Source organism: Streptomyces mutabilis, assembly GCF_046628145.1.
GTDB classification, from domain to species: domain Bacteria; phylum Actinomycetota; class Actinomycetes; order Streptomycetales; family Streptomycetaceae; genus Streptomyces; species Streptomyces mutabilis.
The window spans coordinates 839,106-862,973 of record NZ_CP176874.1 but is presented as its reverse complement, the minus strand read 5'-3'; the positions used below and the strand labels follow the sequence as shown (position 1 = coordinate 862,973).

Here is a 23,868-nt window from a genome sequence, read left to right as displayed (position 1 = left end):
CATGGAGTGGTTGACAGCCCCGTTCGAAGTGACGTTCGTTCAGCGCGCCCTGTGGGGCGGCATCCTCGTGTCCGCGATCTGCGCGCTGGCCGGTACCTGGGTGGTGCTCAGGGGGATGGCCTTCCTCGGGGACGCCATGTCCCACGGGCTGCTGCCGGGGGTCGCGCTGGCCGCGCTCCTCGGCGGCAACCTGCTGGTGGGCGCGGTGGCGAGCGCGGCCGTCATGACAGCGGGCGTCACGGCGCTCGGGCGCGCGCCGAGGCTGTCCCAGGACACCGGGATCGGGCTGCTGTTCGTGGGGATGCTGTCGCTGGGCGTGATCATCGTGTCCCGGTCGCAGTCCTTCGCCGTGGACCTGACCGGCTTCCTCTTCGGTGACGTCCTCGCCGTCCGGGAACAGGACCTGCTCCTGCTGGGCGTCGCCCTGCTGGTGGCCCTGGTCGTCTCGGTCCTCGGCCACCGGGCCTTCCTGGCCCTCGCGTTCGACCCGCGCAAGGCCCGCACCCTCGGCCTGCGCCCCCGGCTCGCACACGCGGTGCTGCTCGGCCTGCTGGGCCTGGCGATCGTCGCCTCGTTCCACATCGTGGGGACGCTGCTGGTCCTGGGACTGCTCATCGCCCCGCCGGCGGCGGCGCTGCCCTGGGCGCGCGGCGTTCGCGGCGTCATGGTCCTGGCCGCGCTCCTCGGCGCCACCGCCACCTTCGGCGGGCTGCTCCTGTCCTGGCACCTGAGCACCGCCGCCGGCGCGACCGTCTCGGCGCTCGCGGTGAGCCTCTTCTTCCTCTCCCACGTGGCGTCCGGTCTCCTCCGCCACCGCCGAGCCCGCCCCGCCGCCCCCGCCCCGACACCGGTCAACTGAAGGAATACAGACGCGATGGTCCTGACCGTCCGAACGAACACGACAACCTCACGGGCATCGGCCGCGCTCGTCCTCACCGCGCTGCTCACCGCCGGCTGCGCCGGGGGACCCGACGACACGTCCGCCCCGGCCGAGAGCTCACCGTCCGTCACCCCCCACGGATACGTCGAGGGGGCGGAGGAGGCCGCCGAGCAGCAGTCCCGTCTGCTGCTCGGCGACCCCGGCAGCGGCCGCACCCGGGTCCTCGACCTCATCACCGGCAAGGTGCACAGGACGGCGGACGCGGCGGGTGCGACCCGGCTGAACACCGACGGCCGCTTCGGCTACTTCGACACCTCCCGCGGTACGCACGTGGTCGACACCGGTGCCTGGACGGTCGACCACGGCGACCACGTGCACTACTACCGGGCGGCGATACGCGACGTCGGCGACCTCCCCGTGGGCCCGCACGCCGAGGTCCGCAGCGACGCCACCGTGACCGCGGTGACCGACCGGGACGGCCGGACCAGGCTGTACGACCGGACGGAGCTGGAGGGCGGCGGGGTACCGGCCGCCCGGACCCTCGACGGGGTGCACTCCGGCGCCGTGGTGCCCTACGAGGAACACCTGCTCGCGCTCACCGGCGACGACGGCACCACGAAGGTCACGGTGTACGACCGCGAGGGCAAGCGCGTCGCCTCGCCGGACGCGGAGTGCGACGAACCCCGGGGCGACGCGGTCACCCGGCGCGGAGTCGTCCTCGGCTGCGCCGACGGTGCCCTGCTCGTCAGCGCGGACGACGGCGCGTTCACCGCGCGGAAGATCCCGTACGGCGCGGAGACACCCGCGAAGGAACGCGCCACGGCCTTCCGCCACCGGGCCGGCAGCGACACCCTCACCGCACCGGCCGGTGACCGCGCCGTGTGGGTCCTGGACGTCACCGACCGCACGTGGACCCGGGTGGAGACCGGGCCGGTCGTCGCCGCCAACACGGCGGGGGAGGGCTCCGCGCTGCTCGTCCTGGAGACCGACGGCGCGCTGCACGGGTACGACATCACCACCGGGAAGGAAGTCGCCGCGACCGAGCCCCTCCTGGCCGCGCCCGGCAGGACCGGCACCGGCGGCAGCGGCCCCGTCATCGAGGTGGACCGCAGCCGCGCCTACGTCAACGACCCCGCGGGCCGGCGGGTGTACGAGGTCGACTACAACGACGACCTGCGCATCGCCCGCACCTTCGACCTGGACATCGAGCCCGGCCTGATGACGGAGACCGGCCGATGAGGGGCACGACGCGCGCACGGGTGCGGATGGCCCGGCTGCGCAGTCTGCTGATGGGCCTGCTCGCCCTGACCACGGCGGCGGCCGCCACGGCGTGCGCCACCACCGACGACAAGGCCCGCATCGTCGTCACCACCAACATCCTCGGGGACGTCACCCGGCAGATCGTCGGCGACGAGGCCGAGGTCACCGTCCTGATGAAGCCGAACGCGGACCCGCACTCCTTCGGCCTGTCCGCCGTACAGGCAGCCGAACTGGAGGGGGCCGACCTGGTGGTCTTCAACGGCCTGGGCCTGGAGGAGAACGTACTGCGGCACGTGGACGCGGCCCGAGAGGCCGGGGTGGCCACCTTCGAGGTGGGCAAGGCCGTCGACCCCATCAGCTTCCACACGAGTGACGACGGCGGTCCCGCCGACGAGGCCGGCCGGCCCGACCCGCACTTCTGGACCGACCCGGACCGGGTGCGCAAGGCGACCGGCCTCATAGCCGACCAGGTGGTGAAGCACGTCGACGGCGTGGACGAGACGGCGATACGCGCCAACACCACCCGCTACGACGAGCAACTCGCGGACCTGTCCGCCTGGATGGCCGACTCCTTCGACCGCGTCCCCGACGACAGACGCGCCCTGGTCACCAACCACCACGTCTTCGGCTACCTCGCCGAACGGTTCGGCTTCCGCGTCATCGGCGCCGTGATCCCCAGCGGTACGACGCTGGCCTCGCCCAGCTCCTCCGACCTGCGCTCCCTCACCCGGGCCATGGAACAGGCCGGAGTGCGCACCGTGTTCGCCGACTCCTCCCGGCCCAAGCGGCTCGCCGAGGTGCTGCGCACGGAAATGGGCGGCGACGTACGGGTCATCGAGCTGTACTCGGAGTCGCTGACCGCGAAGGGCGAGGGCGCCGACACCTATCTGCGGATGATGCGCGCCAACACCACCGCCATGACCGACGGACTCGCCGGCGGCTGACTCCGCTCCCGGCTTCCCAGTTTCCGGCCGACCGGCCGGCACCCCTTCCTCATCACACGCCGCCACACCGCGGCCCGGAAAGGAACACACCGGTGAACACATCGATACGCAACAGGACGCTCACGGGGGCGGCACTCGCCCTGGCGGTGTCCACGGTGCTGACCGCCTGCGGCGGCGACAGCTCCTCGTCCGACGCGAAGGCACAGGACACCGCGAGCGTCACACCCGCCGCCGCGGTCACGGACCCGCTGGTGGCCACCTTCGACGGCGGCCTGTACATCCTGGACGGCAAGAGCCTGAAGCCGGCCAGGACCATCGAGCTGCCCGGCTTCAACCGGGTCAACCCCGCCGGGGACGAGGACCACGTCATCGTCTCCACCGACAGCGGCTTCCGCGTCCTGGACGCCGCCGGCCAGACCCTCACCGACATCGAGTACCCGGGCGCCAAGCCCGGACACGTCGTACGCCACGCCGGGAAGACGGTGCTCTTCACCGACGGCACCGGCGAGGTCAACGTCTTCGACCCCGCCGGCCTGAGCACCGGCAAGAAGCCGGAGGGCCGCACCTACACCACGGCCGAGGCCCACCACGGGGTCGCCATCGAACTGGCGAACGGCGAGCTCCTCACCACGATCGGCAACGAGGAGAAGCGCACCGGAGCCCTCGTCCTGGACGAGAACGGCGAGGAGATCGCCCGCAACGAGGACTGCCCCGGCGTGCACGGCGAAGCGGCGGCCGAGGGCGAGGCGATCGCGGTCGGCTGCGAGGACGGGGTGCTGCTCTACAAGGACGGGAAGTTCACCAAGGTGGACGCCCCCGACGACTACGGACGGATCGGCAACCAGGCCGGCAGCGACGCCTCGCCCGTCCTGCTGGGCGACTACAAGACCGACCCGGACGCGGAGCTGGAGCGGCCCACGCGCATCTCGCTGATCGACACGGAGAAGGCGAAGCTGCGCCTGGTCGACCTCGGCACCAGCTACTCCTTCCGCTCACTCGCCCGCGGACCGCACGGCGAGGCACTCGTCCTCGGCACCGACGGCGCGATCCACGTCATCGACCCGGGCAGCGGCAAGGTCACCGAGAAGATCCCCGCGGTGGGCGAGTGGCAGGAGCCGCTGGACTGGCAGCAGCCGAGGCCCACGCTCTTCGTCCGTGACCACACCGCCTACGTCTCCGAGCCGAGCACGCGCGGCCTGCACGCCATCGACCTGGAGTCGGGGGAGAAGGTCACGTCCGTGACGCTCCCGAAGGGCACCAACGAACTGTCAGGAGTGGTCGCCGGTCACTGACCCGGCACTCCCGCGCGGTGACGAGCGCGGTGGGTCGACCCGGCTCCGGGCGACCCACCCGCGTGTGTAGGGCACACTCGGATGGAGGGGGGCCGTCCCTGCGGATCACTGCGAGGCCCGCATGTTCGATGTGCCGTTCTGGCTCTGGGCGGTTTTCGCCGCCACGGTGGTCGTGTCACTCGTCGTCGACCTGCTCGCCCACCGCAGCGCCCACGTCATCGGCTTCAAGGAAGCCGCCGCCTGGAGCGGACTGTGGGTGGGACTCGCCCTCGTCTTCGGCGCGGTCGTCTTCCTCGTCCTCGGCGGCACGGCGGGAACGGAGTACACCACCGCGTGGCTGCTGGAGAAGAGCCTCTCCGTCGACAACCTCTTCGTCTTCGCCCTGATCTTCGCCTATTTCAAAGTGCCCCGCGAATACCAGCATCGCGTCCTGTTCTTCGGAGTCATGGGCGCCCTGGTGTTCCGCGGTGTCTTCCTGGCCGCCGGCGTGGCCGTGGTCAGCCGGTTCACCGCCGTCCTGTTCGTCTTCGCGGCGATCCTCTTCTACAGCGTGTACAAGATTCTCAAGGGCGAGGAGGAGAGCTTCGACCCGGGCCGGAGCTTCGCCGTCCGCCTGCTGCGCCGGTTCGTCCCCGTGCGCGACGAGTACGCGGGCCACAAGTTCTTCGTCAAGGAGGCGGGGAAGCGGGTGGCGACGCCCCTGCTGGCAGTCGTCGCCGCGATCGAGGCGGCCGACCTGATCTTCGCCGTGGACAGCGTGCCCGCCGTGCTCGCCGTCAGCGACGACGCCTTCATCGTCTACACCAGCAACGCCTTCGCCATCCTGGGCCTGCGGGCCCTGTACTTCATGCTGTCGGGCCTGCTGGACCGCTTCCACTACCTGAGCACGGGACTGGCGGTCATCCTCGGCTTCATCGGCGTCAAGCTCATCCTCCAGGCGAGCCACAAGATGATCAGCCCCTCCGTGCCGGAGATCCCGTCCACGCTGAGCCTTGCGGTCATCGTCGTGGTCCTGGCGATCTCGGTGATCATGAGCCTGCGGCGCCCCGAGAAATCCCGGTGAGGCCGGATCGGCGCTCCACTGTCCCCTTCGCACATTTGACCGTAAAGTGGGGGCAAAGGCTTTTCAAAACTCTCGCTGGTGTTGGTGAGAATCATGGCCAGTCACATGCAGAAGACGAAAACCGAAGGCACGAAAACGCAGCACACGGATTCGCCGCGCGAGGACGTCTGCCCCCGCTGCGGCCACCATGTGCCCCCGGAGGTCACGCGCCACAAGACCCTCGGCATCTACGTCCCGGTCTGGCACCGGGGCACCTGCCGGAACCCCGACTGCGGCGCGTCCGACCAGGAGCGGCGCCGCTAGGCCCCAGGGTCCGGAACGCCTGGCGCGGCCCCGGCGCCGTCCGGCCCGGAGCCGCGTGCGCGTGGCGCAGGTCACGTGTGAGAGGTCCGCCGAGCGCGCACCATCACGCCATGCCCGTTGACACCACGCTCACCGACCACGCGGCGGACGGCACGGCGGCCCTCGCCGGGTTGCGGATCGCCGACTTCTCCCGCGTGCTCGCCGGACCGTACGCGACGATGCTCCTCGCCGATCTCGGCGCCGAGGTCGTCAAGGTGGAACGCCCCGGCACCGGCGACGACACCCGCGCCTGGCGCCCGCCCGCTGACGCCTCCGGCACCTCCACCTACTTCCTGGGCGTCAACCGCAACAAGCGGTCTGTCACCCTCGACCTCGCCACCGACGAGGGACGGGACCGGGCGCGCGAGCTGATCGCCCGCTCGGACGTCGTGGTGGAGAACTTCCGCCCCGGCACCATGGCGAAGCTCGGCCTCGGCCACGAGGAACTGCTCGCCGCCGACCCCCGGCTCGTCTACTGCTCCGTCACCGGCTTCGGCACCGGAGCGGGCGCGGAGCTGCCCGGCTACGACCTGCTGGTGCAGGCCGTCGGCGGACTGATGAGCGTCACCGGGGAACCGGACGGCGAACCCACCAAGACGGGTGTCGCCCTCGTCGACGTCATCACCGGACTCCACGCCACCGTCGGCATCCTCGCCGCCCTGCGCCACCGCGAGCGCACCGGCGAGGGCCAGCTCGTCGAGGTCAGCCTGCTCGGCTCACTGCTGTCGGCGATGGCCAACCAGGCCTCCGGCTACGTCGCGGCGGGCGTCGTACCGGGCCGGCTCGGCAACGCCCACCCGAGCATCGCCCCGTACGAGACCTTCCACACGGCGGACCGGCCGATCGCCCTCGCGGTGGGCAACGACCGGCAGTTCGCCGCGCTGGCCGCGCTGCTCGGCGCGCCGGAACTCGCCGACGACGCCCGGTTCCGCACCAATCCCGACCGCGTCGCCCACCGCGGTGAACTCCGGTCGCTCCTCCAGGACCGGCTGCGCACCCGCGGCGCCGACCACTGGGCCGGCGCACTGCCCGCGGCCGGAGTGCCGGCCGGCCCGGTCAACGCCCTCGACGAAGCCTTCTCCTACGCCGAACGGCTGGGCGTCGAGGTCGTCGTGGACGTCGCCGGCACCCGCCAGGTGGCCCATCCGATCCGTCTCGTGGCCACCCCGGCGCGCTATCGCCTCGCACCACCTGAGCTGGGCGAACACACTGACGACGTCTTCCCGGCCGCTGAGGGGACGGGCACCTGACGCCGACCCCGGCGCGCCCTGCGACTGCGCCCGGGGCGCCTGGGTACCCTCCGCCGCATGGCGGTGGACAGGAGGACGGAGCCGCCGCGTCGGGCTGCGGCGCGGCAGCGGACCGACCGCACGCTCGGGCGGGCGCTGGCCCGATGGGCGACCACGACCGATCACAAAGTGATCGGCAACCTCTACATGACGACGTCCTTCGGGTTCTTCCTCCTCGGCGGCGTCCTCGCCCTGCTGATGCGCGGTGAGCTGGCCCGCCCCGGCCTCCAGCTTTTCACCGCGCACCAGTACAACCAGCTCTTCACCGTCCACGGCACCGTCATGATGCTGCTGTTCGCGACCCCGCTGTTCGCCGGGTTCGCCAACGCGATCATGCCGTTGCAGATCGGTGCCCCGGACGTGGCGTTCCCCCGGCTCAACGCGCTCTCGTACTGGCTGTACCTGTTCGGCGGCCTGATGGTGGTGGCCGGGTTCCTGACACCCCAGGGAGCGGCCGCCTTCGGCTGGTTCGCCTACGCGCCGCTGAACAACGCGGTGTTCAGCCCGGGAGCGGGCGGCGACCTGTGGACCATGGGGCTGGTGGTGACCGGCGTGTCCACCACGCTCGGCGCGGTCAACTTCATCACCACCATCCTGTGCCTGCGCGCCCCCGGCATGACCATGTTCCGGATGCCGATCTTCACCTGGAACGTGCTGTTCACGTCGATCCTGGTGCTGCCGGCCTTCCCCGTCCTCACCGCCGCGCTGCTCGCGCTGGAGGCAGACCGGAAGTTCGGCGCGCACATCTTCGACGCGGCGAACGGCGGGGCGCTGCTGTGGCAGCACCTGTTCTGGTTCTTCGGCCACCCCGAGGTCTACATCGTCGCCCTGCCGTTCTTCGGCATCGTCTCCGAGATCATCCCGGTGTTCAGCCGCAAGCCGATCTTCGGCTACGTCAGCCTGGTCGGCGCCACCATCGCCATCACCATGCTGTCCGCCGTGGTGTGGGCCCACCACATGTTCGCCACCGGCGCGGTGCTGCTGCCGTTCTTCTCCCTGATGTCCTTCCTCATCGCGGTGCCGACGGGAGTGAAGTTCTTCAACTGGATCGGCACGATGCTGCACGGCTCGCTGTCCTTCGAGACACCCATGCTGTGGTCGTTCGGGTTCCTGATGACGTTTCTGCTCGGCGGCATGAGCGGCGTCCTCATCGCCTCCCCGCCCCTGGACTTCCACCTGACGGACTCGTTCTTCATCGTCGCCCACCTGCACTACGTGCTGTTCGGCACGGTCGTCTTCGCGATGTTCGCCGGCTTCTACTTCTGGTGGCCCAAGTTCACCGGCAGGCTCCTCGACGAACGGCTCGGGAAGATCCACTTCTGGACGCTCTTCGTCGGCTTCCAGACCACCTTCCTCGTCCAGCACTGGCTCGGCGAGCAGGGCATGCCCCGCCGCTATGCCGACTACCTGGCCGCGGACGGGTTCACCGCCCTGAACACCATCAGCTCCGTCGGCGCCTTCCTGCTCGGCCTGTCCACCCTGCCGTTCCTCTACAACGTGTGGCGCACCCGCCAGTACGGCCCGAAGGCGGAGCACGACGACCCGTGGGGCTACGGGCGTTCCCTCGAATGGGCCACGTCCTGCCCGCCCCCGCGGCACAACTTCACCTCGCTGCCCCGGGTCCGCTCCGAGTCCCCGGCGTTCGACCTGCACCACCCGGACATCGCGCGACGCGACCAGCGGCACGAGCAGAGGAAGCAGTAGCCCGGTGAGGACCGAAGCCCGACTCTTCACCGGCGTGGCGGCCTTCTTCGCCGTCACCGCCGCCGGCTACGGCTGGTTCTCCCACGAGCCGGCCGGCACCGCCGCCCTGACCATCGCCTTCCTGATGGCCTCGCTCGTCGCGTTCTTCCTGCGCGTGCAGTACCGCAAAAGGGGCCTGCGGGCCCAGGACCGCGCGGACGCCGAGGTCCTGGACGCCGCGGGGCCGCTCGACTTCTTCCCGCCGCACAGCCCCTGGCCCGTCACGACCGCCCTGGGCGCCGTCGTCCTCGCCCTCGGCATCGTCTACGGCCTGTGGCTCGCCCTCATCGGATTCGGCCTCCTCGCCCTGGCCGTGTTCGGCCTCGTCTTCCAGTACGCCGGCCGGGACGCTCAGCGCTCCAGCGCCTCCGGGGAGGGATCCGGCCGGGAATCCTCCGGCTCCGCCTCCTCCACGTCGACCCGGTCGCCGTAGTACCACTCGCTGAGCGCCGCCCGCAGCCGCCCCACATGCGGTGCCTCACCGTCGGGCGCCGTCGGCGCCAGCGGCTCCGGCTCCCGCCGCGACCGCAGCACGTACCGCTCCTCGCTGTCGAGGGGCACATGGCTCTCGACGTAGCCCCCCGCGAGCGTCTGCGACAACCGGCCCGTCTCCGCGCCCTCGCCGAGCCGCTCGCGCTCCCGCTCCTGCAATGCCAGGCACACCCGCTTGGTCACCATGAACGCGATCGGCGGCAGCAGCACCAGGGAGATCCGGAACACCCACGTCAGCAAGTTGATCGAGACGTCGAAGACATGAGCGAGGATGTCGTTGCCGCCCGCCAGCAGGAGCACCCCGTAGAAGCAGATCGCGGCGACGCCCAGCCCGGTGCGCACGGGCTTGTCCCGGGGCCGGTCGCACAGGTGGTGCTCCCCGTGGTCGCCCGTCACCCAGCGCTCGAAGAACGGGTAGGCGTACAGCACCGCGAACAGGGCGCCCGGCAGCACCACCGCGGGCACCAGGACGTTCCACATGACGGTGTGACCCCAGACCGCCGTCTCGAACGGCGGCATCAGCCGCAGCGAACCCTCCAGGAAGCCGACGTACCAGTCCGGCTGCGAGCCGAAGGAGACGACGTCGGGCCGGTAGGGACCGTACGCCCAGATCGGGTTGATCTGCGCGACCGCCGCGAGCGCCGTCAGGACGCCGGAGACCATGAAGAACAGGCCCGTGGAGTTGGTCACGAACTGCGGGAACATCGGCTTTCCCACCGCGTTGCGGTCGGTGCGGCCGGGCCCCGCCCACTGGGTGTGCTTGAGATGGAAGACCAGGATCAGATGGAGCGTCACCAGCGCCAGCAGCAGCCCGGGGACCAGCAGGATGTGCAGCGAGTACAGCCGCGGAACGATGTCCTCGCCCGGATACTCCGCGCCGAAGGCGAACATGCTGAGGTATGTCCCCACCACCGGGACGGACAGCATGATGCCCTGCGCGATGCGCAGCCCCGTCCCGGACAGCAGGTCGTCGGGGAGCGAGTAGCCGGCGAAGCCCTCGACGAGGGCCAGCAGGAAGAGCGTCACGCCGATCAGCCAGTTGACCTCACGCGGCCGGCGGAACGCCCCGGTGAAGAAGACGCGAAGCAGGTGCACTCCGATGGCCGACAGGAACACCAGCGCCGCCCAGTGGTGCAGCTGCCGGATCAGCAGTCCGCCGCGCACGTCGAAACCGATGTCCACCGTCGAGCGGTACGCCTCCGACATGCTCAGCCCGAGCAACGGCTCGTACGACCCGTCGTAGACGACCTCCGTCATCGAGGGCTTGAAGAACAGCGTCAGCCACACACCGGTCAGCAGCAGCACCACGAAGCTGTAGAGGGCGATCTCGCCCAGGAGGAACGACCAGTGCTCCGGAAAGGCCTTGCGCAGCAGTCGCCCGCCCTCGGAGACGGGAAGCCGTCCGTCGGCCCGGTCAACGGCGCGTTCGGCCGCGTGGCGGGCCCGCGCGCCGGCGCGGGCCCTTCTCCTCTTCAACAGCACGGCGCATGGGTTCCCGCCCGTGCCGGAAACTACGCCCGTGGGGGCACGGGCTACGTACGGTCACCCTTCGGCTTGCCCCGCTGGTCCGGCGTACCGTGCGGCGGCGGGGAGAACGGCTGCGGTGAGGTCGAGGGCGACACGGGGGAGCCCGTGCGGCCCTGCCCCTGCTCCGGACGTACCGCTCCCGGGTCGCCGGAGGACGGCTGCGCGCCGGACCTCAACTGCTCCAGCCGGGCCGTCAGCAGCTCCGTGGCGGGGAGGCGGTCGGCGTGCGACCGTTCGTACGCCAGCAGCTCCTCCACCTCCTCCGCGCCCAATGACCGGATCCGGCTCTCGAGGCCGCCGATCGGCAAATGGTCGTAGTCGGGCAACGGCAGGGTGTTGCGAGCAGGGTCGGCCATGGTTCTCACTTCTCTCTGTACGGGCTTGCTCAGTGGGTCAGCGTCCGCCCGGCCCGCCGCTGCCGAAGGAGCCGCTGCCGCCCTCGTCCCAGCGGGGCCGCTCCTGCCCGGGGGCGGTGCGGCTGCCCTGGTTGCCGAGGTCGTGCGGCAGCGTCCGCTCGTCAGTGCGGGGCATCTCGTCGGGCTCCCGCCGCTCACGCACCTCGCGGACGGGCCCCTCGTCGGGCATGCGGGGCTGCTCCTCCGGGGTCGGCGGCGGCGACTCCTTGCGCTTCTGCCTGCTGCCGAAGGCGAACGCCCCGATCAGCAGGGCCACGACCACGACCGCTGCGACACCGATGCCGATGCCGATGCCGCCGCCACCGGCGGCCAGGTCCATCCATGCGTTCGTCATGGAGCGCGGGTACCCTCGGTCCACGCCACCAACCAGCTCAGCTCGACCGGGCGGACCGCGTCCGTGAACGGTTCGCCTTCCGGATCGCCGCGAGCAGATCCGCCTTCGACATCCGCGACCGGCCCTCCACCCCGAGCTCCTTGGCGATGCCGTACAGGTGCTCCTTGGAGGCCTTCTCGTCGACGCCCTCACCACTGCGCCCGCCCTGTCCGCGAGGCCGCGCGGACTGCGGGTCGGACGGGCCCTTGCGACCGCCCTCCTTGCGCTGCCAGTGATCGCCGACCTTCTCGAACTTGTGCTTCAGCGCCCCGTACGCCACCCGGTGGGCGCGCTCACCCTCGCCGTACTCCTCCACGGCCGAGTCGTGCGCCTTGATCCAGGTCCGCTGGGCCTCCTGGGGCGAGCGCTCCAGCGTCGACGGCAGTTCCTGTCGTCCCGGCATGTCCTGCACCTCCGCGAGTCGTGGACGTTCTCGCTGTCACCAGCGTCGGGAGAGCGCACGGGTGCCCGCCGGGCCACCCGGAAAACGGGCCGGAACCCTTGGGAACACCGGGCCCGGCGGTTTGGCACCGTCCGCAGCGGCAACCCGCGCGGTGTGACATCGACGACGACTTCCCAGCAGGAACTGTTCCGCTTCCTCGAGGACCGCTTCGCCTGCGCGCAGGCGTGCACCGAGTGCGCGCGGGCCTGCGCCCTGCGGGCGAGCCTCGTGGACCCGGACGGGACCGAGAACCAGGAACTCGTACGACGCAAGGGCATCATGTGCGCGGAGGTCTGCGACGCGACCTGCCGGGTGCTGTCCGAACAGAACCAGGTGGACGAGACCGCCATCCGCGTCCAGCTGGAGTGGTGCCGGCAGGTGTGCCTGGAGAGCGCCCACGTCTTCGACGCCCACCCGGGCGCCGAGGAGAGCGCCGAGGCCTGCCGCGCCTGCGCCCGTGCCTGCGGAGAGTTCCTGGCCACCCTGCGCTGACCACCGCCGCACCCTGGGGCCGCGGCGCGCGGGGCGTTAGCCTGCCGGTATGACGCTCACGCGGGCGGGCGATCCGGCGGGCGACCCGGGACTGTTCGGCCCCGGCTCGGTGACCTGGCAGGCGCACGGCGACCCGATGATGTGGATCGCCGGAATCCGCGCCCTGTACCTCCAGGCGCTGCACCCGCGCGCCGTGCGCGGCGTCATGCAGAACAGCGACTTCCGGCGCGACGCCTGGGGCCGCCTGATGCGCACCGCGAGTTTCGTCGGCACGACGACGTACGGCACCACCGAGGCAGCAGAGCGGGCCGGGGCCCGCGTACGGAAGATCCACCGCCTGCTGGGCGCGACGGACCCCGACACGGGGGAGCGCTACGGTGTCGACGAACCTGCACTGCTGCTGTGGGTGCACTGCGCCGAGATCGACTCCTACCTGCACGTCCTGCGCCGATCCGGGTTCCCGCTCACCGACGCCCACGCCGACCGCTACCTCGCCGAACACCGGCACAGCGCCCGCCTGGTCGGCCTCGACCCCGCCGCCGTGCCCGCGGACCGCGCCGCACTGGCCGCCTACTTCGCGCGCGTACGGCCCGAGCTGGCCGCCGGCGACGACGCGCACGAGGTCGACGACTTCCTGCGCCGCCCGCCCGTGCACCCGCTCCTGGTCCCCGCACGCGCGCTGCTGTGGCACCGGGTGGCGCAACTGGCGTACGACTCCCTACCGCCGTACGCGCACGAGCTCTACGGCAGAGCGGCCCCCGATCCCGTCACCGTCACCCGGCGACTGCGCGCCACGGGCACCGCGCTGCGCACGATCCCCGCACGTCTGCGCTGGCAGCTGCCGCCCAAACACATCCTGCGCGCCATGGCACGGCTCGGACCGGCCGCGCGCCCGGCACCATACAAACTCGGACCATAAACCGCCATACTGGACCCGCCAGGGGAGGGCGCAGCTGACGGGACGCATCACTACGGGGGCGGGCGTAGTCATGGGGGACAGCACGCTGATCCAGGGCCGGTACCGGCTGCTGGAGCGGATCGGGCGCGGCGGCATGGGCGAGGTGTGGCGGGCGCGGGACGAGTCACTGGGGCGACGCGTCGCCGTCAAGTGCCTCAAACCGCTGGGCGCGCAGCACGACCACGCCTTCACCCGCGTCCTGCGGGAGAGGTTCCGGCGCGAGGCCCGGGTGGCCGCCGCGCTCCAGCACCGCGGAGTGACCGTCGTGCACGACTTCGGCGAGAGCGACGGCGTGCTCTTCCTGGTCATGGAGCTGCTGGAGGGGCGCGACCTGAGCCGGCTGCTGGAGGACAACAAGCACCATCCGCTGCCGGTCGCGGACGTCGTCGACATCGCCGAACAGGTCGCCGCCGCGCTCGCGTACACCCACGACCAGGGCATCGTGCACCGCGACCTGAAGCCGGCGAACATCGTGCGGCTCGCCGACGGCACCGTGAAGATCTGCGACTTCGGCATCGCCAGGCTCGGCCACGACGTCGGGTTCACCGCCCGGCTGACCGGCACCGGCATCGCCATGGGCACCCCGCACTACATGTCGCCGGAGCAGATCGGCGGCGACGAGGTGGACCGGCGCAGCGACCTGTACTCGCTGGGCTGCGTGCTCTACGAGATCGCCACCGGGGTGCCGCCGTTCGACCTCGACGACGCCTGGGCGATCCTCGTCGGCCACCGCGACACCGAGCCCGAGCCACCTCGCACCCACCGTCCCGAGCTGCCCGCCTACCTGGACCGGATCATCCTGGACCTCCTGGCCAAGCGGCCGGACCGGCGTCCGGACGACGCCCGGGAACTGGGCCGGAGGATCACCGCCGGCCGCACGTCGCCGGCGTACGCGCCGGCCGTGGTGGCGCCCCGGACCCGGACGCCCCAGCCGGTCGGCGGTGGCCGGGCCGCGCTGCCGTCCTGGACCGACGGCATGACCACCGGCCACAAGGCGACCGCCACCGGCCTGCGCACCACGCCGCCGGACCCCGCCTCCGGTCTGTCCGCCGACTGGGTCCCGCGGCCCGTCGGCTCCGGGGCCGCGCCGCCCGCTCCCGAAGTCCGCCCAGGACCGACGTCCGAGGCGGCCGCCGCGCTGGCCGGGCGGCACAACGCCGGACTGAGCCTGGGACGGCTCGGCCGCTGGGAGGAGGCCCGCGCGATCCACCGCGCGGTGGCCGAGGAACGCGAGCGCCTGCTCGGCCCCGACCACCCGGACACGCTCGCCAGCCGCTACGAGACCGCCTTCACCCTCAGCCGCACCGGTCACGCCGCCGACGCACTACGCGCCTACAAGCGCGTCGCCGAGGCCCGCATCAGGGTGCTGGGCGCCGACCACGCCGACACCCTCGCCGTCCGCCAGGAGATGGCCTACACCCTCGGCCGGCTGGGCCGGCACGCCGACGCCCACCAGGTCTACGCGTCGGTCCTCGCGGCCCGCGAGCGCGTCATGGGCCCCGACCACCCGGACACCCTCCGCTGCCGGCACAACCTGGCCTTCAACCTCGGCCGGCTGGGCCGCACGGAGGACGCCCACCGCATGGCACGTGAGGTCGCCGAGGCCCGCGCCCGGGTGCTCGGCCCCGATCACCCCGACACTCTGGTCACCCGCTACGAGGTGGCCTACGAACTCGGCCGGCTGGGCCGCTGGCAGGAGGCCCTCGCCGCCTACCGGGAGGTCGCCGAGGCCCGCGGGAGGGCGCTCGGCCCGGATCACCCCGACACCCTCGCGGCCCGCTACGAGATCGGCATCAGTCTCGGGCGTCTCGGCCGCAGCGCGGAAGCGCTGACCCTGTACGAGGGGCTGATCGACGACCGGACGCGCGCCCAGGGACCCGAACACCCCGAGACCCTGCGCGCCCGCCACGGACTGGGAGTCAACCTCGGCCGCCTCGGCCGCTGGGAGGAGGCCCTCGCCGAGTCCCGCGAGGTGTGCGCGATCCGCGCCCGCGTCCTCGGCCCGGACCACCCGGACACCCTCGTCAGCCGCCGCGAGATCGCCGTCGCCCTCGGCTGGCTGGGCCGCTGGTCCGCCGCCCTCACCGAGTACAGCGCAGTCGCCACCGCCCGCGAACGCGTCCTGGGTCCCGACCACCCCGACACCCTGGCCGGCCGCGACGACGAGGCCCACTGCCTCGAACAACTCGGCCGCGCGGCCGAGGCCGTGGAGCTGTACCGCAGGGTGGCTGTCCTGCGCAGGTCGGGAGCCCACCGATCCGGGGCGGCACACGCGGCCGGGCGCTGAAACGCGCAGCGCCGGCCCGGCGACGCGGGGCGCGCCGGGCCGGGCGCGGACGTGTGACGTGGCGTCGCCGCCGGGCGTGAGGCACCGCGTCCGCCCGGCCCGGGGGTTACGCCCCACCCCGGGCCGGGCCGGCGCGCGCCTCTGGCAGCCCGAAGCAGCACCGTGCTAACAAGAGCCATGACGTCGCCCACGCCGCCCCCCGCCTCCCGTACCTACGACGCCGTCGTCGTCGGCGGCGGCCACAACGGGCTGGTCGCCGCCGCCTACCTGGCCCGCGCCGGGCGCTCCGTGCTGGTGCTGGAGCGGCTCGACCACACCGGCGGGGCCGCCGTGTCCACGCGGCCGTTCGCCGGGGTCGACGCGCGGCTGTCGCGGTACTCGTACCTGGTCAGCCTGCTGCCCGAGAAGATCGTGCGGGACCTGGACCTGGACTTCCGGGTGCGCGGGCGCACCGTCTCCTCGTACACGCCCGTCGAGCGGAACGGCCGACCGACCGGCCTCCTCGTCGGCGGGGGCGAGCGGCGGACCCGGGAGTCCTTCGACCGGCTCACCGGCTCGGACCGGGAGTACGCGGCCTGGCAGCGGTTCTACGGCATGACCGGACGCGTCGCCCGGCGGGTCTTCCCGACCCTCACCGAACCGCTGCCCACCCGGGAGGAACTGCGCCGCACGGTCGACGACGAGGCGGCCTGGCGTGCCCTGTTCGAGGAGCCGATCGGCGTCGCGATCGAGGAGCACTTCGCGGACGACCTGGTACGCGGAGTGGTCCTCACCGACGCGCTGATCGGCACCTTCGCCGACGCCCACGACCCCTCCCTGAGCCAGAACCGCTGCTTCCTCTACCACGTGATCGGCGGCGGCACCGGCGCCTGGGACGTCCCGGTCGGCGGCATGGGAGCCCTCACCGGCGCCCTGGCCGGCGCGGCACGCTCGGCCGGTGCCGTGCTCGCCACCGGACACGAGGCCGTGCGCATCGACACCGACGGACGAGCCGCCGAGGTCACCTACCGCTCGGCCGACGGCGAGGGCGTCGCCGCCGCACGCCACGTCCTGGTGAACGCCTCCCCGCGGGAGCTGGCGGCGCTCACGGGCCAGGCACCGCCGCCGCCCGCCGAGGGCGCCCAGCTCAAGGTGAACATGCTGCTGACCAGGCTCCCCGCCCTCCGCGACCCCGCCGCCGATCCGCGCGAGGCCTTCGCCGGGACCTTCCACATCGCCGAGGGCTACGCGCAGCTGGCCGCCGCGCACGCCAGTGCCGCCGCGGGCGAGCTGCCCGCCGCCCCGCCCTCCGAGATCTACTGCCACTCCCTGACCGACCCCACCGTCCTCGGCCCGGACCTCGCCGCCCGGGGCATGCACACCCTCACCCTGTTCGGCCTGCACACCCCCGCTCGTCTGTTCGCGGGGGACAACGACGCCGTACGCGACGAACTGCTGAAGTCGACCCTCGCCCAGCTCGACGCCCACCTGGCCGAACCCCTCGCGGACTGCCTGGCGACCGACGCCGACGGACGGTCCTGCGTCGAGGCCAGGTCGCCGCTGGACCTGGAGCGCGACCTGCGCCTGCCGGGCGGCAACATCTTCCACCGCGAGCTGTCCTGGCCCCACGCCCAGGACGGCACCGGCCGCTGGGGCGTGGAGACCGGGCAGGCGAACGTCCTGCTGTGCGGGGCGGGCGCGGTGCGCGGCGGCGGGGTCAGCGGGGTGCCGGGGCACAACGCGGCGATGGCGGTGCTGGAGCGGACGCGGAGCTGACGCACGCATGCGCCGGACGGGGCTGGGTACCGCGACATAACGGAAATTCCGTACACGCGACCAGCACGACAAGGAGCCTGCCATGGCGGACCTCAGCCCCATCGACCTGCAGAAGGCGCTCAGCGGCATGGACTACCCGACGGACAAGAAGTCGCTCGTCGAGTGCGCCCGCAAGAACAAGGCCGACGACAAGGTCGTGAGCCGTCTCGACGGCCTCAAGGAGAACAGCTTCGACGGCCCCAACGAGGTGCAGAAGGCCGTCTTCAACGACTAGCGGACACCACCGGACGCGTACGACCCGTCAGTCGGCCGACGCCGTCCACCCCACCGCCTCGATCCGCGCCGCGTCCGCCGGGCGCGCGTCGTGGAACAGCACGTCGCCCGCGGCCTCGGCGCGCAGCCCGTCGACGTACGCTCCGCGGCCCACGTACAGCCGGTCGGTCGTGTACCGCCAGCGCAGGGTGAGGCCGCGGGCGGCCGGCAGCGCCGCCGTCAGCCCGTGCCAGACGCGGCCCGACCAGCCGGTGACCGAACCCGCCGGGTGCTCCCGCGGATCCTGGCCGCGGCGCGCGGTCGTGAACGGCACCGGCGTCCACGTGGTGCCGCCGTCGGTGGTGGCCTCCAGGACGAGGGCGTCCGAACCGGGCTCCGTGTCCCACCACAGCGCGCACCGCAGCCGCGCCGCACCGCCGGACGTGTCCAGCGCGGGCAGGGTCAGCGTGGCCGTGGTCGAGCCCGCCGTCCCGGAGAACCACGCCGTACGCCCGTGCGCGGGACGGACCGGCACGGCCCGTGCCAAGTTCGTTCCCGCGGCGACCCTGGGGGCCGACCCCGAGCGCCAGCCGCGCACCGGGTGCACCGAGTTGCCCAGCACCACCAGGAACGAGTCGGTCGTCGGGTCCAGCACCAGCGAGGTGCCGGTGAAGCCGGTGTGCCCGGCCGTGCGCGGAGTGGCCATCGCGCCCATGTACCAGTGCTGGTACAGCTCGAAGCCGAGGCCGTGCTCGTCGCCCGGGAAGTCGGTGTTGAAGTCGGTGAACATCAGCTCCACCGACTCCGGCCGCAGGATGCGCGCCCGCCCGTAGGAACCGCCGTTGAGCAGCGTCCGGCCGAGCACCGCCAGGTCCCAGGCGCAGGAGAACACCCCCGCGTGGCCGGCGACGCCGCCGAGGCTGAACGCGTTCTCGTCGTGCACCTCGCCCCACACCAGCCCCCGGTCCAGACCCGACCAGGGCTGCCGGGCGTCCTCGGTGGCCGCGATCCTCGGTCTCCAGGAGGCGGGCGGGTTGTAGCGGGTGCGGTCGAGACCGAGCGGGGCGGTGATCTCGTCGCGCAGCAGGACGTCCAGGGTGCGGCCGGTGACCTCCTCCAGCACCAACTGGAGGGAGATCATGTTCAGGTCCGAGTACAGGTACGCCGTGCCGGGCGGGCTGACGGGCGCCTCGTCGTAGACGAGCTGGACCTTCTCCTCGTACGTGGGCACCCGGTACAGCGGGATCCACGCCCGGAAGCCGGAGGTGTGCGTCAGGAGCTGCCGGACCGTCACGTCCTGCTTGCCGGAGCGGCCGAAGTCCGGCAGGTACGAGGCGACCGGCGCCTCCAGCTCCAGCGCGCCGCGCTCCAGTTGCTGCACGGCGAGGATCGAGGTGAACAGCTTCGAGATCGACGCGAGGTCGAACACCGTGTCCCCGGCCATGGGGATCTGCTCCCCGGCCGGGAACTCGATCCCGGTGTCGGTCTCCTCGTCGTACGCCCGGTAGCGCACCGCCATGCCGATCGGCTCGTGCAGTGCCACCGTCCCGCCCCGGCCGGCGAGCAGCACGGCGCCCGCGTACCACGGGTGCTTCGGCGAAGGGGAGAGGAACGCCTCCGCGTCGGTGACCAGCCGGCGCAGATGGCCGGGCAGCAGGCCGGCGCGCTCGGCGGAACCACGCCGCAGGGTGGGGTGGCGACCCCGGTCCGCGACGGCCTCGGCCGGTCCGGCCGCGAACGGGGCGACGGCCAGGGCGCCGCCCAGGGCCAGGGCTCCGGCGCCCAGTTGACGCCGTGTGAATCCGCTCGTCACCTGTCCGGCCATCGAAGAGCCTCCCGCCGTCGAAGCTGAAAGTATCTTTCCTGGATCGCCGTGCGGGGTGAAACTTTCCTGTCAGGACGCGGGTCGTGTCAATGGGGCGTGCGGAGTCGACAGGGCGCCGGACCCGCCCGGCAGAGCGCCGGACGGGTCGCGGGGGCGGCGTGGTTCAGCGTTCGCGCACCCGGACGACGCGGAGCTCGGGTGACGACCGGATGTCGCGCTCGCAGAAGCGGGACGTCACCCACCGCTCGCCGGAGAACAGCCGGGTCTGGTCGGCGTGGTGCGGCGAGGCGGGGTTGGACGACTGGGAGTAGGTCAGCAGCGTGCGCGCCACCGGGCAGCGGCTGCCGTCCCAGCCCACGGCCTGGATGTAACTGGAGCCGGTGGTCACCTCCGTGTACCCGCCGCCGGCCGGGTCCCACACCGGCTCGATCTTGTTCCAGACGCCCAGCGACTCCGTACCCCCGCCCACGGGTAGGCGCTCGCCGCCCCGCACCACGAACTGGTGCTCGCCGAGCCGGGCGTCGAGCGGGATGCCCGCCGCCCGCAGTTCGCCCACCGTGTCCGCCAGCGCGGTGGCGAAGCCCGGCGCGCCGGTGTTCAGCGTGTTCGGCGTGCCGACCGGGTCCGCGGCCGAGAACGGCACCTTCCACAACTGCCCGGCGGGCACCGTCCTGGTGAGCGCCCGCCAGAACCGGTCGAAGAGCAGCGCCCCCTCGCTGCCGGTGTCGACCGTGCGGTCCCAGCCGGCGAGCACGTCACAGGCCTCCCGCACGTCCACGGACCTGCCCTCGCCGTCCTGTGCCGTGCCGCCCGGCAGCGCGGCGCAGGCCCGTGCCGCATCCTCCGCGGCCAGGTCACCGGCGGGCACGCGATCGGCGAACTGCTGCCGCTCCAGGTCGCGTACGGTCAGCCCGCCCCGGTCCGCCATGGCCGCCACGTCCTCGATCGCGCCCCGCGTCCGCATCGACCGCTGGGTGCCGACCGTGCCGAAGACCCGCTCGTAGCCGGTCAGCGGCCGGTCCGCGTTGGCCAGCCAGGCACTGTCGTTGGAGTTCTCCGCGTACGGCGCGTCCTTCAGCGTCGGCATCCGCGAGGGACCGAAGATCCCGGGCCGAACGGCGTCCCGGTCACTGCCTAGCGCGCACTCGCCGCGCGAGCCGTCGAGCACCGCGAGCCCGGAGGACGGGTAGGTGACCTTGCCGAGCTCCGTCGAGCAGCGTTCGGCGAGCTCGTCGGTGATGCGGGGGAGCACCTGCGACTGCGTGAACAGCGTGCGGCCCCGCGAGTCGGCGGCGATGGTGTTCACCCACGGCAGCCCCTGCGTGCGGCGCAGCGAGTCCAGTACGTCGTCCGTGCCGCGGGCCCGGCTGAAGCCGAGCGCGGTGTCGGAGGCGCGCAGGTTGGCGGCGTTGGGGTCGTTGAGGGCGTACGCCGTGGTGGACGTCCAGGGCAGCGGCAACGAGGTGCCGAGCGAGGTCGCCACCGGGCCGTACCGGGTCCACCACTGGGTCTTCGTCACCGGGGCGCCGTTCCGCACCGGGACGGTGACGGACCGTTTCGTCATCCGTTCGCGCCGGCCGTCCACCAGGTAGACCGTCGGGTCGGCCGGATCGAGCGACAGCCGGTGGAGGTTGAGGGTGACGCCGGTGGCCACGGTGTGACTCCAGGCGACGTGCGCGTTGTGGCCTATGGACACCGTGGCGGAGCCGAGCAGGGAACCGCCGGCCACGTCGAGCCGTCCCGGGATGGTCTGCTGCGACTGCCAGAAGCGGCGCCCGCCGTGCCACGGGTAGTGGGGGTTGCCCAGCAGCAGGCCGCGGCCGTTCGCGGTGGTGCGCCCGCCGAAGGCGACGGCGTTGGAGCCCATGTCGGCGTCGTCGGCGGCGAAGAGCTCCCGGGCGGCACGTGCGGCCGCGTCGGCGCCGGGCTCCGGAGCGGACGCCTGCCGGGAGCCGTCGGCCGGCGGCTGTGCGGCCGTGATGCCGTCGACGGCGCGGCCCTGCCCGCCGAGCACGGAGAGGGCGAAGCCGCGCGCGGCCACGTCCAGCGCGGTGACCGGCCGCACCCACGCGGCGCCCCGGCACGCCGGGTCGGTGATCCGGTTCTGCTCCAACCAGGCGTTGTAGCCCGCCGCGAAGCCCCGCATCAGCTCCTTCGCGTCCCGGCTGGGGCCGCGCGGCGCCGGCTCGGCGAGCAGCTTCTCGACGGTGCCGGCCCGGCGCACGCCCCGGAAGTACAGGTCGCTGGAGAGGTTGGTGCCGGCCGACGAGAGCGAGAGGTCGGACGCCGCGTCGGCGCCGAAGAAGCGGGAACGCTCACCGCGCACGGTCACGAAACCGTCGGCCAGCGTGCAGACCTGGTCCGCGGCCTGCGCCCAGCCGGTGCCGAAGCCGAGGTCGGCGTAGTCCTCGGCGACGATGTGCGGGATGCCGTACTCGGTGTAGCGGATGACGGCGGACAGTCCGCCGTGGGACGGACGTTCGTGCCGGCCGCGGGCGGGTCCGTCGGCGGCGGCCGCGGGCAGTGCGGTCGCCGCGGTCAGCAGCGCGACGGCCGCGGCGACGAGCCGTCTCGGGCGGATGCGCATCGTGCCTCCCGACGTCTTCGTGGGAAAGGAGCGGCCGAGCGTACCAGTCGGTATGTGCAGGTGTCAGTGGCATGACACGACGGCTTTCGGTGCCACGCACATGACTTGACCCGCCCCGCCCACCGGCCGAGGATCGGGCCATGACGCTGACGCCCGGACACGGCAGCACGGTCGACGGGGTGCTGCGGCGCAGTGCCCGGCGCACTCCGGCCCGCGCCGCGGTGGAGTACCGCGACCGCACCTGGACGTACGACGAACTCGACACCGCGGTCTCCCGCGCGGCGAGCGTCCTGCTGGCCGAGGGCCTGTCCCCGGGCGACCGGGTCGCCACCTACGGGCACAACTCCGACGCCTACCTCATCGCCTTCCTGGCCTGCGCCCGCGCGGGCCTGGTGCACGTCCCGGTCAACCAGAACCTGACCGGCGACGACCTCGCCTACATCGTCGGCCAGTCCGGCAGCGCCCTCGTCCTCACCGACCCGGACCTGACCGCGAGGCTCCCGCGGGACGTGCGCACGCTGCCCCTGCGCGACGCCGACGGCTCACTGCTCGCCCGGCTGGCCGAGGCGCCCCCGTACGACGGCCCCGAGCCGGGCGGCGAGGATCTGGTGCAGCTTCTCTACACCTCGGGGACCACCGCCCTGCCCAAGGGCGCGATGATGACCCACCGGGCGCTGGTGCACGAGTACCTGAGCGCCATCACCGCCCTCGACCTGCGCGCCGGCGACCGCCCCGTGCACGCCCTGCCGCTCTACCACTCGGCGCAGATGCACGTCTTCCTGCTGCCCTACCTCGCCGTCGGCGCGACGAACATCGTGCTCGACGCACCCGACGGCGACCGCCTCTTCGACCTGATCGAGGCCGGCCGCGCGGACAGCCTGTTCGCACCGCCCACGGTGTGGATCGGCCTCGCGAACCGCCCCGACTTCCCCACCCGCGACCTCGGCGGCCTGCGCAAGGCCTACTACGGCGCGTCCATCATGCCCGTCCCCGTCCTGGAGCGGCTGCGCGCCCACCTGCCCGGACTCGCGTTCTACAACTGCTTCGGCCAGAGCGAGATCGGCCCCCTCGCCACCGTCCTCGGCCCGGACGAGCACGAGGGCCGCATGGACTCCTGCGGCCGGCCCGTCCTCTTCGTCGACGCACGGATCGTCGACGAGGTCGGCAAGGACGCCCCCGACGGCACCCCCGGCGAAGTCGTCTACCGCTCCCCGCAGTTGTGCCAGGGCTACTGGGACAAACCCGAGGAGACCGAGGCCGCCTTCCGCGACGGCTGGTTCCACTCCGGCGACCTCGCCGTGCGGGACGCGGACGGCTACTTCACGATCGTCGACCGGGTGAAGGACGTCATCAACTCCGGCGGTGTACTGGTCGCCTCCCGCCAGGTCGAGGACGCCCTCTACACCCACGAGGCCGTCGCCGAGGCTGCCGTCATCGGCCTGCCCGACGAGCGGTGGATCGAGGCGGTCACGGCGGTCGTCGTCCCGCGCGGGGAGGTGACGGAGGACGAGCTGATCGCCCACGCCCGCGAGAAGCTCGCCCCGTTCAAGGCACCCAAGCGAGTGCGCTTCGTGGACGCGCTGCCGCGCAACGCCAGCGGAAAGATCCTCAAGCGGGAGCTGCGGAACCGGTTCACCGCTTCGTGACCC

Annotated in this window: 21 protein-coding genes; 15 read left to right on the top strand and 6 right to left on the bottom strand. The window is 72.5% G+C overall.

The genetic code is table 11. The annotated features are described in order from the left end of the window. Position 1 precedes the first annotated feature (1 nt). The 9 genes from aztB (at position 2) to ACLIN4_RS03485 (ending at position 9,246) form a co-directional block, all read left to right on the top strand. Positions 2-859, top strand: coding sequence for a zinc ABC transporter permease AztB (gene aztB / locus ACLIN4_RS03525; RefSeq protein ID WP_289908461.1), 858 nt, complete (start codon positions 2-4; stop codon positions 857-859). 15 nt (positions 860-874) lie between these two features. Further along, a complete protein-coding gene (locus ACLIN4_RS03520; RefSeq protein ID WP_411575478.1) occupies positions 875-2,119 on the top strand; it encodes a hypothetical protein in 1,245 nt (414 codons plus the stop codon). Next, a complete protein-coding gene (aztC, locus tag ACLIN4_RS03515; protein ID WP_107477685.1) occupies positions 2,116-3,084 on the top strand; it encodes a zinc ABC transporter substrate-binding protein AztC in 969 nt (322 codons plus the stop codon). Before ACLIN4_RS03520 ends, aztC begins: the two co-directional genes overlap by 4 nt. A 92-nt stretch (positions 3,085-3,176) precedes the next feature. Beyond that, complete coding sequence (gene aztD / locus ACLIN4_RS03510) at positions 3,177-4,376, top strand: zinc metallochaperone AztD (RefSeq protein WP_411575477.1); 1,200 nt, start codon at positions 3,177-3,179, stop codon at positions 4,374-4,376. A 121-nt stretch (positions 4,377-4,497) separates the two neighbouring features. Beyond that, positions 4,498-5,439: a TerC family protein gene (locus tag ACLIN4_RS03505; RefSeq protein WP_107477687.1), complete on the top strand. Its 942-nt coding sequence runs from the start codon at positions 4,498-4,500 to the stop codon at positions 5,437-5,439. Between the two features lie 105 nt (positions 5,440-5,544). After that, a complete protein-coding gene (locus ACLIN4_RS03500; RefSeq protein ID WP_100046084.1) occupies positions 5,545-5,742 on the top strand; it encodes a hypothetical protein in 198 nt (65 codons plus the stop codon). Positions 5,743-5,852: 110 nt separating this feature from the next. After that, complete coding sequence (locus tag ACLIN4_RS03495) at positions 5,853-7,031, top strand: CaiB/BaiF CoA transferase family protein (protein WP_107477688.1); 1,179 nt, start codon at positions 5,853-5,855, stop codon at positions 7,029-7,031. A 57-nt stretch (positions 7,032-7,088) separates the two neighbouring features. Next, positions 7,089-8,774: a cytochrome c oxidase subunit I gene (ctaD, locus tag ACLIN4_RS03490; protein ID WP_411575476.1), complete on the top strand. Its 1,686-nt coding sequence runs from the start codon at positions 7,089-7,091 to the stop codon at positions 8,772-8,774. A 4-nt stretch (positions 8,775-8,778) separates the two neighbouring features. After that, positions 8,779-9,246 (top strand): cytochrome c oxidase subunit 4, encoded by a 468-nt coding sequence (locus ACLIN4_RS03485; protein WP_381915825.1) that lies wholly within the window; start codon positions 8,779-8,781, stop codon positions 9,244-9,246. Here the strand turns inward: ACLIN4_RS03485 and ACLIN4_RS03480 are convergent. The 4 genes from ACLIN4_RS03480 to ACLIN4_RS03465 are packed head-to-tail and all read right to left on the bottom strand — an operon-like array spanning position 9,165 to position 12,024. After that, positions 9,165-10,787: a cytochrome b gene (locus ACLIN4_RS03480; protein WP_381915823.1), complete on the bottom strand. Its 1,623-nt coding sequence runs from the start codon at positions 10,785-10,787 to the stop codon at positions 9,165-9,167. The two genes, ACLIN4_RS03485 and ACLIN4_RS03480, sit on opposite strands and share 82 nt — an antisense overlap. Positions 10,788-10,837: 50 nt before the next feature. Beyond that, the gene (locus ACLIN4_RS03475; protein ID WP_107477691.1) at positions 10,838-11,188 is read right to left on the bottom strand and encodes a hypothetical protein; all 351 of its coding nucleotides are present in this window, start codon (positions 11,186-11,188) and stop codon (positions 10,838-10,840) included. 37 nt (positions 11,189-11,225) lie between these two features. Continuing rightward, on the bottom strand, positions 11,226-11,582 hold the full coding sequence (locus ACLIN4_RS03470) for a DUF6479 family protein (protein WP_107477692.1): 357 nt from the start codon (positions 11,580-11,582) through the stop codon (positions 11,226-11,228). Positions 11,583-11,619: 37 nt separating this feature from the next. Continuing rightward, the gene (locus ACLIN4_RS03465) at positions 11,620-12,024 is read right to left on the bottom strand and encodes a ChaB family protein (protein ID WP_107477697.1); all 405 of its coding nucleotides are present in this window, start codon (positions 12,022-12,024) and stop codon (positions 11,620-11,622) included. A gap of 153 nt (positions 12,025-12,177) precedes the next feature. On the opposite strand from ACLIN4_RS03465, the gene ACLIN4_RS03460 reads away from it, so the two are divergent. The 5 genes from ACLIN4_RS03460 to ACLIN4_RS03440 all read left to right on the top strand — a co-directional run bounded on the left by ACLIN4_RS03460 (position 12,178) and on the right by ACLIN4_RS03440 (position 17,829). Beyond that, positions 12,178-12,555, top strand: a complete 378-nt coding sequence (locus ACLIN4_RS03460) for a four-helix bundle copper-binding protein (protein WP_100046063.1) — start codon at positions 12,178-12,180, stop codon at positions 12,553-12,555. A 49-nt stretch (positions 12,556-12,604) separates the two neighbouring features. Then, positions 12,605-13,474, top strand: coding sequence for an oxygenase MpaB family protein (locus ACLIN4_RS03455; protein ID WP_382024926.1), 870 nt, complete (start codon positions 12,605-12,607; stop codon positions 13,472-13,474). Positions 13,475-13,544: 70 nt separating this feature from the next. Then, positions 13,545-15,800, top strand: coding sequence for a tetratricopeptide repeat protein (locus ACLIN4_RS03450; RefSeq protein ID WP_411575475.1), 2,256 nt, complete (start codon positions 13,545-13,547; stop codon positions 15,798-15,800). Positions 15,801-15,977: 177 nt separating this feature from the next. Then, positions 15,978-17,555, top strand: a complete 1,578-nt coding sequence (locus ACLIN4_RS03445; RefSeq protein ID WP_411575474.1) for a phytoene desaturase family protein — start codon at positions 15,978-15,980, stop codon at positions 17,553-17,555. 82 nt (positions 17,556-17,637) lie between these two features. Beyond that, a complete protein-coding gene (locus ACLIN4_RS03440; protein ID WP_107480329.1) occupies positions 17,638-17,829 on the top strand; it encodes a DUF2795 domain-containing protein in 192 nt (63 codons plus the stop codon). A gap of 27 nt (positions 17,830-17,856) precedes the next feature. On the opposite strand, the gene ACLIN4_RS03435 is transcribed toward ACLIN4_RS03440, so the two are convergent. Both ACLIN4_RS03435 and ACLIN4_RS03430 read right to left on the bottom strand, forming a co-directional pair. Continuing rightward, positions 17,857-19,632, bottom strand: coding sequence for a serine hydrolase (locus ACLIN4_RS03435; RefSeq protein WP_307653251.1), 1,776 nt, complete (start codon positions 19,630-19,632; stop codon positions 17,857-17,859). Positions 19,633-19,795: 163 nt separating this feature from the next. Further along, complete coding sequence (locus ACLIN4_RS03430; protein WP_411575473.1) at positions 19,796-22,219, bottom strand: penicillin acylase family protein; 2,424 nt, start codon at positions 22,217-22,219, stop codon at positions 19,796-19,798. A 140-nt stretch (positions 22,220-22,359) separates the two neighbouring features. Here ACLIN4_RS03430 and ACLIN4_RS03425 point away from each other — a divergent pair, with 140 nt between their 5' ends. Next, positions 22,360-23,865, top strand: coding sequence for an acyl-CoA synthetase (locus ACLIN4_RS03425; RefSeq protein ID WP_107480500.1), 1,506 nt, complete (start codon positions 22,360-22,362; stop codon positions 23,863-23,865). Positions 23,866-23,868: the final 3 nt, after the last annotated feature.